Origin of the sequence: Brevibacillus sp. DP1.3A, from assembly GCF_013284245.2 — a bacterium.
In the GTDB taxonomy this organism is placed as follows: domain Bacteria; phylum Bacillota; class Bacilli; order Brevibacillales; family Brevibacillaceae; genus Brevibacillus.
On the sequence record NZ_CP085876.1, the window covers coordinates 4,663,947 to 4,675,703 of the forward strand.

General features: G+C 49.5%; 9 protein-coding genes and 1 other RNA gene. 1 reads left to right on the forward strand and 9 read right to left on the reverse strand.

Translation table 11 applies throughout. From position 1 onward, the window contains the following. Window positions 1-19: 19 nt before the first annotated feature. The 4 genes from HP399_RS21350 to cymR form a co-directional block, all read right to left on the reverse strand. Entirely contained in the window at window positions 20-2,281 is a 2,262-nt protein-coding gene (locus HP399_RS21350) for an SF1B family DNA helicase RecD2 (RefSeq protein WP_173618887.1), read from the reverse strand. A gap of 80 nt (window positions 2,282-2,361) precedes the next feature. Next, window positions 2,362-4,026 (reverse strand): methyl-accepting chemotaxis protein, encoded by a 1,665-nt coding sequence (locus HP399_RS21355; RefSeq protein ID WP_173618888.1) that lies wholly within the window; start codon window positions 4,024-4,026, stop codon window positions 2,362-2,364. Between the two features lie 170 nt (window positions 4,027-4,196). Beyond that, window positions 4,197-5,342, reverse strand: a complete 1,146-nt coding sequence (locus HP399_RS21360) for a cysteine desulfurase family protein (RefSeq protein ID WP_173618889.1) — start codon at window positions 5,340-5,342, stop codon at window positions 4,197-4,199. Window positions 5,343-5,369: 27 nt separating this feature from the next. Continuing rightward, window positions 5,370-5,789, reverse strand: a complete 420-nt coding sequence (gene cymR / locus HP399_RS21365) for a cysteine metabolism transcriptional regulator CymR (RefSeq protein ID WP_007717608.1) — start codon at window positions 5,787-5,789, stop codon at window positions 5,370-5,372. 98 nt (window positions 5,790-5,887) lie between these two features. Here cymR and HP399_RS21370 point away from each other — a divergent pair, with 98 nt between their 5' ends. Next, the gene (locus tag HP399_RS21370) at window positions 5,888-6,061 is read left to right on the forward strand and encodes a hypothetical protein (RefSeq protein ID WP_173618890.1); all 174 of its coding nucleotides are present in this window, start codon (window positions 5,888-5,890) and stop codon (window positions 6,059-6,061) included. A 16-nt stretch (window positions 6,062-6,077) separates the two neighbouring features. Here the strand turns inward: HP399_RS21370 and HP399_RS21375 are convergent, their stop codons facing one another. The 5 genes from HP399_RS21375 to hisS all read right to left on the reverse strand — a co-directional run bounded on the left by HP399_RS21375 (window position 6,078) and on the right by hisS (window position 11,613). Then, window positions 6,078-7,436 (reverse strand): replication-associated recombination protein A, encoded by a 1,359-nt coding sequence (locus HP399_RS21375; RefSeq protein WP_173618891.1) that lies wholly within the window; start codon window positions 7,434-7,436, stop codon window positions 6,078-6,080. A gap of 6 nt (window positions 7,437-7,442) precedes the next feature. After that, entirely contained in the window at window positions 7,443-8,198 is a 756-nt protein-coding gene (locus HP399_RS21380) for a tRNA threonylcarbamoyladenosine dehydratase (protein ID WP_173618892.1), read from the reverse strand. Window positions 8,199-8,291: 93 nt separating this feature from the next. Next, window positions 8,292-8,473: non-coding RNA, 6S RNA (gene ssrS / locus HP399_RS21385), on the reverse strand. Window positions 8,474-8,523: 50 nt separating this feature from the next. Next, window positions 8,524-10,314, reverse strand: a complete 1,791-nt coding sequence (aspS, locus tag HP399_RS21390; RefSeq protein ID WP_173618893.1) for an aspartate--tRNA ligase — start codon at window positions 10,312-10,314, stop codon at window positions 8,524-8,526. Between the two features lie 24 nt (window positions 10,315-10,338). Continuing rightward, a complete protein-coding gene (hisS, locus tag HP399_RS21395) occupies window positions 10,339-11,613 on the reverse strand; it encodes a histidine--tRNA ligase (RefSeq protein WP_173618894.1) in 1,275 nt (424 codons plus the stop codon). Window positions 11,614-11,757: the final 144 nt, after the last annotated feature.

Genomic DNA, 11,757 nt, shown 5'->3' on the forward strand with positions numbered 1-11,757 from the left:
GGCGCAAATGGTTCCAACTTCACTCTTGCTTTAGCCGTTCCTCTAGGTAACTGTACCGTACCCCCTCCTCATCAGACTCTACAGCAGCGCGGAACGCATCCGGCTCTCCACACATGATGAGGAATGATTTGCTCCGGGTAATCCCGGTATAGACCAGCTTGCGTCTGAGCATACGGTAGTAGCTTTTGACAAACGGCATGATCACAATCGGAAATTCGCTGCCTTGAGACTTATGAACCGAGCAGCAGTAGGCAAGCGTCAGCTGATGATAATCCGAACGCTTGTACACCACTTCCCTGTTATCAAAAGCAGCGACCAGCATCTCCTGGTTCTCCGCATTTTCATTCGGGAAAAAGATGGCGACGATCTCACCCATGTCACCGTTAAACACCTGTTCTTCAGCATTGTTCACCAATTGCAGAACCTTGTCTCCAGTACGGAAAGTCGTCTCTCCGAAAGTAACTTCACGCTTTTGCGGTGTTTTCGGATTAAACAGCTCCTGCAATTCTTCATTCAACCGGTTCACACCGGCATTACCTTTATAGATAGGGGCTAATACCTGAACATCTTTTGCCGTATATCCTTTTTTTACGGCTCCGAAGCAAATTTGTTTCACTGCTTCAGGAACTTCTTGTGGCAAACTTGTGAAGAATCGCCGATCCGGGGTGGTGTGAAGCAAATCTGCCGGTACATTCCCCTTGCGTACATCATGGGCCAAGCGAATAATGGTGGACTCTTCTGCTTGCCGATAAATTTCTGTCAGCTGTACCAGCGGTAGCAATCCAGATCGAATCATATCCAACAGGACGTTGCCTGGTCCTACGGAAGGCAACTGGTCTGGGTCACCTACCATGATGATCTGCATGTCGTCTGGGACCGCACGAAACAATTGATTTGCGAGCCAGATATCGACCATGGACATTTCATCCACAATTAATAGCCGGCCACAGATTGGGTGCTCCGCGTCATGCTCGAAGCTCTCCCCTTTGTAACCGAGCAAGCGATGGATGGTCATCGCTGGTAAACCCGTAGTCTCTGTCATACGTTTTGCTGCACGTCCAGTAGGAGCCACAAGAACGATCGGGAACGGATTTTCTTCGCTGTATTTTTTCAAGTCCAGAGACAATCCATGAAGCTGAGAAAAGACACGACAGATCCCACGAATGACTGTCGTTTTCCCCGTACCAGGTCCCCCTGTCAAAAGCATCAGACCTGCTTTGATCGCCTGTTCAATGGCATCACGCTGTGTCTGGGCATACGTAATCCCCAGCTCATCCTCAACCGCCCCTAATGCACGGTATAATTCTGATGTCGGGAACGTGCCGAATTCATCCCGCTCAGCGAAGTGACGCAGTCTTTTGGCAATACCGAGCTCGGCAAAAAACAGCGAGGGCAAATACACCCGCTCATCTTCCCAGGCAATTTTGCTCGACACAAACAGAGCTTCCACGGCCAGTCGAATATCGTCTCCAGAAAAGACGTGCCCCCCGCACTCTTCGAGAAGGCCTAGCGTTTTTTCACAAAGCTCCTCCACAGGCAAATAAACATGTCCTTCTGAATACGAAGCCTCCTGTAAGACAAAGAGGGCCGCCGCCTTCACACGTTCTTCTGAGGAAGCAGCGATTCCAGTTGCTCGTGCAATGTCATCTGCCCGCTTAAAGCCGATTCCTACGACATCCTCAATCAACCGATAAGGCTCTTCCTTCAGCACTGTCATCGTTTCCAGCTTGTAGGTCTGATAAATACGCAGCGCCATGTTCACACCAATGCCGAAGTCGTACAAGAAAACCATGGCACTTTCCAAGGAACGATGCTCGACTACTGAATCATAGATCGTTTTGGCACGTTGTTCAGAAATGCCTGGTACCTCAGCCAATCGCTCCGGGAAGTCCGCAATAATTGACAGCGCATCTACCCCGAGCTGCTCGACAATTCGTTTGGCCATTTTCTTTCCAATCCCTTGAAACAAGCCACTGGCTAAGTAACGCTCAACCCCGGCCAATGTTTTTGGCGTTTCACGTTCATAGCGATTTGCTACGTACTGCTGCCCAAAACGAGGGTGTGTCTTCCATTCACCGTAAAAGGTGTACAGCTCATCTGGATGCGGGCGAGGAAAATTACCAACAATAATGACCTCCGATTCTTTAATCGATTCGGTAGTCTCTTCTATCTTAAGACGGATAACTCCGTACCACGTTTCTTCCTTGTAAAAAATTTCTTGAGAAACAAATCCTCTAATGAAGTTTTCTGCAAACAGCGAGATTGACTGCTGCTCGTCCATCTAAACGCCTCCTTACATAAAAACCGTTCCAGAAAGGAAAAATCCACTTCTCTTGAAAGTGGATTTCTCATATGCTCATCTTAAATTGTAAATCGTTTTACTTGTTCTGACAACTGCTCGGCCATTTTCGCAAGCGTTTCTGATGCTGCCGTCATTTCCTCAGACGTTGCTGACTGTTCTTCAGACGCTGCTGCCACTTCCTGCGTATCTCTGGCCGCTATTTCCGCAAGTCCAGCTATTTTTTCGGAGTGACTCACCAATTGAACTGTATCGCGATGAATCGCTTGGGCTGCATCGTTCATACGATGTACTTGCTGGCTGACGTCTTGAACGGCCACCAATATTTGCTGGAAGCTGTCTCCTGCCTGCGCCACTCCTTCGCGTCCATCCTGTATAGCGACTGCAGTCGTTCCCATTTCCGATACAGCCGCGAGAATATCTGTATGGATCGTATGAATCAAGCTTGCGATTTCTTCTGCAGCCTCACCCGATTGCTCAGCCAGCTTACGTACCTCTTGGGCCACAACCGCAAAACCGCGTCCCTGTTCCCCCGCCCGTGCAGCCTCGATGGCAGCATTCAAAGCCAATAGATTCGTCTGGTTGGATATTTGACGAATGATCGTGATGATTCCGATGATTTGCTCGGATTGAGAGCCAAGCTCGCGGATAACCTGCTCCGTTCGACGGGCATGATCCGTGATTTGATCCATTTCTTGTACAAGCTCGTTCAGCTTGCCTTCCCCAACCTGTGCCATTCGATTCGCGTCTGTCGCGTCAGCATTTACTTGAGAGGTCGAGGCCGCAATGAGTTGGATATCTTCTCCGATGCGAGACAAAAAGCGTACTGTATCCGTCACCGTTTGTTTTTGTTGTTCGGAACCTGTAGCGATTTCCGAAGAAGCCATAGAAATCTGTTCGGAGGCACGGGCACTTTCTGTCGCACTCGCTGTTAATTCTTCCGAAGCTGCCGCGACCTGTTGAGCTACTCGCTGCACCTCGTTGACCATGCTGCGAAATACCCCCATCATCTCGTTGTACATCGACGATAATTCCCCGAGCTCATCCCGGGAACGTACAGTCACATGCGAGGTCAAATCTCCTGTCTCTGCACGCTTCATTGCCGATACCAACTCTTTTAGCGGTCGTACCAGTTTGTTGACAATAAAAATGCCTGTGACGAGCGCTAAGGTAGCACTCACAAGGTTGAGGAGAAACATCATCGGACGACTACTCTCAATCGTCGTCAGCAAATCATTCTCGTAGCTGCCAATGGCTAAAATCCACCCGTTTGGCAGCTGCTTATACGCCGCCACTTTGGTAGAGCCTCCAAATTCATATTCGATCCAACCGTTTTTTTGAGCGAGCATGACTTGCGTGAATTCTTCATTCGCCAAAGAGGTATTCTCGACTTTCGGGTCTGGATGAAAGATGGCAATTCCACTCGCATCCAAGATATAGGCGTAGCCAACCATACCATTTGGCTTGTAGTAGTGTTCGGCCACTTCACGTGTTAGTTCGTTAATTTTCTGTCTGTTTCCCTCACTAATCGTTGCATCTTGAGCGTAAACAGCTAGCTCGCGTGCCTTCATTTCCGTTATGTATTGCAAGTCAGATACAGCCAGCTTATATAGCGCGCTGCGTGCATTTTCAAATTGGATATAGCCGACGACCATTAATGGAAGCATGGTTAGGATGAGTATCGTAAACACCAGTTTGTAGCGAATAGAGTAGCGTCTGGCCAACATGAAAGTCCTCTCCTTATCGGATGATCCGAATTATAATAGTTCTTCAGGATTAGTACTACAGAATCATTCTACCATCCTCTTCCACAATTCACCACAAACTCCAATAAGAAACCCACTTTTGCTCAAATGAAAAAACCGCTTGGCTTCATCCAAACGGCTTTCATCCTTCTTTATTCGCGTACCAAACGCTTTACAATCGCTGCAATCGCTGTAGCAGCCTGCTTTGCCTCTTCCACCGTATTCGTAATCCCAAAGCTGAAACGAATGGCTGAATGAGCAATCTTCTCGTCCACATGCATCGCTATTAGAACGTGTGACAGCTCTAATGATCCGGATGTACAAGCTGAGCCACTCGCTGCTGCAATCTTGGCGATATCCAGATTCATCAGCATGGTTTCTGTATGAACACCTGGGAAGGACACATTTAAAATATGCGGCAATGTCTGTTCGCTATGTCCATTTAGGCAGAACGTAATGCCTGCTTCCTGCCAGACTGCGATCATCTCTGCTTTCATCTGCCCATACTTTTCAACCCGCTCGGCCATTTCCTCGCCAGCGACCTTTGTCGCTTCGGCAAACCCAACAATCCCGGCCAGGTTTTCCGTTCCCGCTCTGCGCTTGCGTTCTTGTGAACCGCCGTGCAAAATCGGGGAAAACGGAACCTTACGCGCTAAATACAAAGCGCCGACTCCTTTTGGACCATTAATTTTATGAGCGGATACCGAGAGCATATCAACAGGCAGCTTCCGTGCATGGATAGGAAGTACACCAAAAGCCTGTACGGCATCCGTATGAAAAACAATCCCTTTTTCACGCAGGAAGGTACCGATTTCCTCGATTGGCTGGATCGTTCCTACTTCGTTGTTCCCGTACATAATGGACACCAGTACCGTATCCGGGCGAACCGCTTGTTTCAGGTCTTCCAAGCGGACCATGCCTGTCTGGTCAACGGGCAAGTATGTCACTTCAAATCCTGCCTGCTCCAAAAATTCACAAGCATGCAAGACTGCATGGTGCTCGATTTGCGAAGTAATGACGTGACGACCACGTTCGCGCTGTGCCATTGCAGCGCCGATGATTGCCATATTGTCCGCTTCTGTCCCGCCACTCGTAAAGATGAGCGCTTGCGGATCAGCATCCATAAAGTCGGCAATCGTGTCCCTCGCATGCTCCAGCGCTTTTCGCGCTTCGCGACCTGCACCATGGACACTAGATGGATTACCGTATACTTGAGTCAAATAGGGAGTCATAGCAGCAACTACCCGCGGATGGACAGGCGTAGTAGCTGCATGGTCAAAATACATTAGATCTGACACTGCTGTCACCTTCTACCAACTTATATTCTAGATATAAAACATATAATTATCGCCAGGACCATCGTCTTCAAAGCTGATTAAGTCCTGAAGGGATGTCGAATCCAGAACAGCAGAAATACTATCCCGAATGCGCAGCCATAAAAAACGCTTAGCCGGATCTTCTTCCTCTGCAAATTCCACGGGGCTGATCGGTCCTTCCAGCACGCGAATCACATCGCCAGCAGAAATCTCATCCGGCTGCTTTGCCAGAACGTAACCGCCATATGCGCCACGAATGCTTTTTACCAAACCCGCGTTACGCAGAGGTGCAATCAATTGCTCCAAATAATGCTCGGACAAATCGTGTTTTTGGGCGATGCTCCGCAGTGAAGTCGGCCCTTCTCCGCAACGGTTGGCCAATTCCATCATAATCGTCAGCCCGTAACGTCCTTTCGTCGAAATCTTCACGTTAACAACTCTCCTCTTTGTATCGGTAATACGCGCCGGCCCCCCTACATGTCCTCAGTATCGTGGGACACACTAACATCTTAGGGGGTGATATGCAGATGACGACGAACAAACGCTCGGAACGAGGTCGCAACCACCCGTCCGACACCTTGTACGACCAACCCGCAGGCACGATTGCTCACAAAGCCCGTTACGGTGCGAGTGAGCAGAGCAAACAACCGAATGAAAACGGTGATTTGCCCAATAAACCAGGCGGAAGTGTCCGCACGTAAATGGTAGCTCCCCCTATTATTCGGGGGAGTTTTTCCTTGGCAATCCACTTCCGTCCATCTTCTGTCTTTCTTCCTGGAAGCGGCGAATGTGACGCTCATAGCCGTGGTCCTTTGGCTGGTAGAACGAGTAGTTTACACCGTCAGGCAGATACTGTTGAGGTACATACCCATAGGGATAGTTATGCGGATACAGATATCCCTGACCGTGTCCCAGCTTCGCAGCTCCCTTGTAAGCAGAATCTCGCAGATGAATCGGTACTTGCTTGTGCCCATCCGTTCGGATACGATCCAACGCAGAATTAATTCCGTTGTAAGCGGCATTGCTTTTGGGGGCGGTTGCCAGGTACGTCGTCGCTTGTGCTAAAGGGATACGCCCTTCAGGCATTCCCACCAATTCTACCGCCTGAAAGCAGGAAATCGCAACTGTGATCGCTTGCGGGTCAGCATTTCCGATGTCCTCTGAAGCCGAAATGACCAAACGACGAGAAATGAACCGCGGATCTTCTCCAGCATCGATCATTCTCGCTAGCCAGTAAAGAGCTGCGTCCGGATCAGAACCACGAATGGATTTAATAAAAGCGGAGATTGTGTCGTAATGGTTGTCCCCACTCTTATCGTAACGTACAGCCCTGCGCTGAATGGATTCTACAGCGACGTCCAGCGTCACGGTAATTCGCCCATCCGATCCTGGTTGTGTTGTTGTCACTGCCAGCTCCAATGCGTTCAGCAAACGTCTGGCATCCCCTTCCGCGTATTGAATCAAATGCTCTGCCGCTTCCGGTTCTACGGTAACAAATAGCTCCGCCAATCCATTTTCTTCATCAGTAAGTGCCCGATCCATGACCTGCTTCAATTCCTCATGAGAAAGCGATTGAAGGGAAAACACTTGTGAACGCGACAAAAGCGCCGGATTCACCTCGAAAAAAGGATTCTCCGTCGTAGCGCCAATCAAAATGATCGTGCCTTCCTCCACGTAAGGAAGAAGGGCGTCCTGTTGCGATTTGTTGAAGCGGTGAATCTCGTCTACGAACAACGTTGTCCGCTGACTGTCCATGACGAGCCGCTCCTTTGCTGCATCCACCACTTTACGGATGTCAGCGACACCAGCCGTAACGGCATTTAACTCGGAGAAATGCGTGCGTGTGGTTCGGGCAATGACTTTTGCCAGCGTTGTTTTCCCTGTACCTGGAGGTCCGTAAAAAATGACAGAGGACACTTGATCTGCTTCGATCGCTCGTCGGAGGAGCTTTCCAGGAGCCAAAATATGCGATTGCCCGATTACATCCTGAATCGATTGTGGCCGCATCCGTGCAGCCAATGGCTTCTGTTTGCCGCCACCCTGCTGGTCGTAGGCAAACGTGAATAAATCATTCATGTTCCACTATCCTTTTACAGGCTGCCACTCCAAAATATCTCTTGCCACTACACTGGCCAAAATTAAACCAGCCACAGAAGGCACGAAAGCATTACTTGCTGGAGGCATCCGCACTTTGCTAATCGGTGAATTCGGGTTGGAAACGATCTGTTCGCGTACATCTACACGTACGGTTACGGGAATCTCACGGGAATATACAACTTTAACCCCTTTGTAGATACCGCTTTTCCGCAGCTCACGACGAATGACCTTTGCAATCGGATCATAACTCGTTTGGGAAATATCGGCAACCTCAAAACGGGTCGGGTCCATTTTGTTGGCCGCACCCATGCTAGAAATAATAGGGATATTGCGACGCTTCGCTTCTTTAATTACATGGAGCTTGGCGGACATGGTATCCATGGCATCCACGATATAATCCAGTTCATGCTCAAATAGCTCATGCGCTGTTTCTTCATTGTAGAACATATTGAGTGTTACGACCTCGCACTCTGGATTGATCGTCGCAATACGCTCCTTCATGAGCTCAGCCTTTTTTTGACCGACTGTGTTCAGCGTCGCATGAATTTGGCGGTTGATGTTCGTAATGTCTACTACATCCTTATCTACCAAAATGAGCTTGCCTACACCAGTACGCGCGAGTGCTTCTACTGTAAAGGAACCGACTCCACCAATTCCTAATACAGCAACGCGGCTATTTTTCATTTTTTCTAAACCTTCGGGACCGAAGGCCAATTCACAACGAGAAAATTGATGAAGCATATTTCGTGTCACCTTTCATTCGCAAGCGAGATTATTGGGGTAGTTTAACACTTACTTATAGTCAATCGGAAAAGTAGGATTGAAATAGAAAAAAGGAGCCCCATTATGTCGTGTTACTCCTTAGTTTTGAACCTGCTCATCGCAGGTGGGTGTCTTGCCGAACTGTTACAGACGTCCACTCTAAGGAGGCATGCCTTTACAATCACGGACGAAAAACTCCCTAAACAAACTTTGTGGCTCAAAACTATCGGATGTCACGAGCATCGCAGGGCTTTCATCATAGTATTACCAATGTATCAAAGAGCAATGCAGTTGCGCAAGTCGATTACGCTTCCACCTTTTCTTCTTCTGTGACAATTGTTGCAATGGACAGCTCTTTCAATTGTTTTTCGTCTACTACATCTGGAGCATTTACCATCAGGTCGCTCGCGCTTGCTGTTTTCGGGAATGCGATGACTTCACGCAGGTTAGTGCGGCCAGCCAAAAGCATGATCAAACGGTCCAAGCCAAGAGCGATTCCACCGTGTGGAGGTGTACCGTATTCGAATGCATCCATGAGGAAGCCGAATTGTTTACGCGCCTCTTCTAGTGTAAAGCCAAGTGTCGTAAACATTTTTTCTTGCACGTCGCGCTTGAAGATCCGCATGGAACCTCCGCCGAGCTCGTATCCGTTGAGAACCATATCGTATGCTTGTGCGCGCATTTGACCTGGATCGGTGTCGAACAGGTGCAGGTCTTCGTCTTTTGGACGTGTGAACGGATGGTGCAGGGCAACGTAGCGTTTTGCATCCTCATCCCACTCAACCAGTGGGAAGTCTACTACCCAAAGGAATGCAAACTGGCTTTGGTCAATCAGACCGAGTTCAGCACCCAGCTTGGAGCGAAGAGCACCCAGTGCATCTGCTACTACTTTTGGTTTGTCAGCAACGAACAGGAGCAAGTCGCCTTCTTCTACCGCCAAGCGTGCTTTCATCTCGTTAAGTTCTTCTTCTTTAAAGAACTTCGCAATTGGTCCTTTGACTTCGCCGTCTTTGAAGCCGATCCAAGCCAAGCCTTTCGCGCCATAACGGGAAGCGAATTTACCCAGGTCGTCTGCTTCTTTACGGGAGTAGTGTCCGCAACCTTTTGCGTTGATCGCTTTTACTTGTCCGCCGCCAGCTACAGCTGCTGCAAACACCTTGAAGTCACTTGTCGCAACCAGATCAGATACGTCTGTCAGCTCCATGCCGAAGCGTACGTCTGGTTTGTCAGAACCGTAGCGCGCCATTGCATCCGCATACGTGAGACGAGGGAATGGAGTCGGTACGTCTACGCCAACCGTTTGCTTGAATACGTGAGCGACCATCTTTTCCATCATCGGCAGGATTTCTTCCATAGACAGGAAAGAGGTTTCAATGTCCACTTGGGTAAATTCAGGCTGACGGTCAGCACGCAGGTCTTCGTCACGGAAGCAACGAGCGATTTGGTAATAGCGCTCCAAACCAGATACCATCAGAAGCTGTTTGAACAGCTGTGGCGATTGCGGCAGTGCGTAGAATTCGCCTGGATGTACACGGGAAGGCACGAGGTAGTCACGTGCGCCCTCAGGAGTGCTCTTCTGGAGAATTGGTGTTTCTACTTCCACGAAGTTGTTCTCATCCAAGTAGTCACGGAACGCTTTCGCTGCTTTGCTGCGCAAAATCAGGGAGCGCTGCATTTCAGGACGGCGCAAGTCCAAGTAGCGGTATTTCAGACGAACTTGTTCATCTACTTCAATCTCGTCTTCAATCAGGAACGGAGGCGTTTTTGCATCGTTCAAGATTTCGATTTCAGAGATGTGCACTTCTACTTCGCCGGTTTTCAGCTTCGGATTGATTGCTTCTGGTGCACGGTTTACAACTTTCCCTTTTACAACCAGTACGTATTCGCTGCGAACCTTGTCAGCCGCTTCCCAAGCTTCTTTGTTGTACTCTGGGTTGAATACGATTTGGACGATGCCAGTGCGGTCACGGAAGTCAATGAAGATGACGCCTCCGAGGTCGCGACGCTTTTGTACCCATCCGTTCAGTACGACTTCTTGCCCAACGTGTGCTGTTGTTACTTCTCCACCATGTACGGTGCGATATTGCCAAGACATGATCATTTCCCCCAACAATTTGTTTTATGGATTTACTTTTGCAGCGAGTACCGAAACGAGTTCCTCGCGTTTCACTTCTTGTTGCTCGCCTGTTGCCATTTCCTTTAGAACAACCGTGCCATTTGCTAATTCAGACTCACCGATGATCGCCGTAAAACGAGCCTGTAAACGATCTGCTTGCTTCAGCTGTGCTTTCATTTTCCGATCCAGATAATCCAGCTCAGCCGCAATCCCTGCTTGGCGCAATTGGTCGACGAGTACGAAAGCTGTTGTTTTCGCTTCTGGTGTCTGCACCACTACGAAGCAATCGATGCCACCCGAGATCGGCAGTTGAACACCTTGCTTTTCCAGAGCCAACAGCAGACGCTCGATACTGAGTGCGAAGCCGATGCCTGGCATATCGTCGCCGCCCAGCTCTGCAACCAGTCCGTTGTAGCGCCCGCCGCCACAAAGCGTTTCTACCGCACCGATCTCCGCCATTTTGATTTCAAATGCGGTCAGTGTGTAGTAGTCCAAGCCGCGAACCAGACGCGGATTCACATGAAACGGAATATCCAGCGCGGTCAAGTAGTTTTGTACGGCTTCGAAGTGAGCCGCGGATTCTTCGCTCAAGTAGTCCAAAATGGACGGAGCGTCCATCGTCAGTGTTTTGCATTTTTCATTTTTGCAATCGAGCACGCGCAGCGGATTGCGATCGATACGAGATTGGCAATCCTCGCACAGCTCGGAGCGAACACCGTTCAAATGTGCGAGCAAATGCTCACGGTGATGCGCCCGGTCTTCTACCGTACCTACGCTGTTCAATTCCACAGAAAGTCCAGTCAATCCGAGCTCCTGATACAGACGAATCGCAAGGCCAATGACTTCTGCATCGATCGCTGGATCGCTTGAACCGATCGCTTCTGCACCGAATTGGACGAATTGGCGATAGCGGCCTGCTTGCGGACGCTCGTGACGGAACATCGGTCCCAGGTAGTACAGCTTGGTAGGCTGATTAGGCACACCGTACAGCTTGTTTTCCACGTAGGAGCGAACAACACCCGCTGTCCCTTCTGGACGCAGCGTGAGAGCATCCGTACTGCGCGGATTGGCTACACTGTACATTTCTTTTTCCACGATGTCAGTCGTCTCGCCAACACCCCGTTGGAACAACTCTGTGCTCTCAAACAGCGGCGTGCGAATTTCCGCGTAATTGGAGCGGCGACACAGATCGCGGGCCTTGGCCTCCACGTAGTGCCACAGCTCTACAGTACCAGGCATGATATCCTGCGTACCGCGTGGGATCTGGATTCTTGTCATTCCTCTCGAACCTCCATGTCTTTTCAAAAACTCGGGCTAAAGCCAAACCTTCAGGATCAAGGAACCTTTATGACCAAATAAAAAAGTCCCTCGTCTCCTGACATTTAGCAAATCGCCGCATGTCAGGGACGAGAGACTGGTTAT

Coding starts and splice junctions, on each gene's coding strand:
- HP399_RS21350 (WP_173618887.1), bottom strand. CDS start 2,281: ATGGACGAGCAGCAGTCAATCTCGCTGTTTGCAGAAAACTTCATTAGA.
- HP399_RS21355 (WP_173618888.1), bottom strand. CDS start 4,026: ATGTTGGCCAGACGCTACTCTATTCGCTACAAACTGGTGTTTACGATA.
- HP399_RS21370 (WP_173618890.1), top strand. CDS start 5,888: ATGACGACGAACAAACGCTCGGAACGAGGTCGCAACCACCCGTCCGAC.
- HP399_RS21375 (WP_173618891.1), bottom strand. CDS start 7,436: ATGAATGATTTATTCACGTTTGCCTACGACCAGCAGGGTGGCGGCAAA.
- HP399_RS21380 (WP_173618892.1), bottom strand. CDS start 8,198: ATGCTTCATCAATTTTCTCGTTGTGAATTGGCCTTCGGTCCCGAAGGT.
- aspS (WP_173618893.1), bottom strand. CDS start 10,314: ATGTCTTGGCAATATCGCACCGTACATGGTGGAGAAGTAACAACAGCA.
- hisS (WP_173618894.1), bottom strand. CDS start 11,613: ATGACAAGAATCCAGATCCCACGCGGTACGCAGGATATCATGCCTGGT.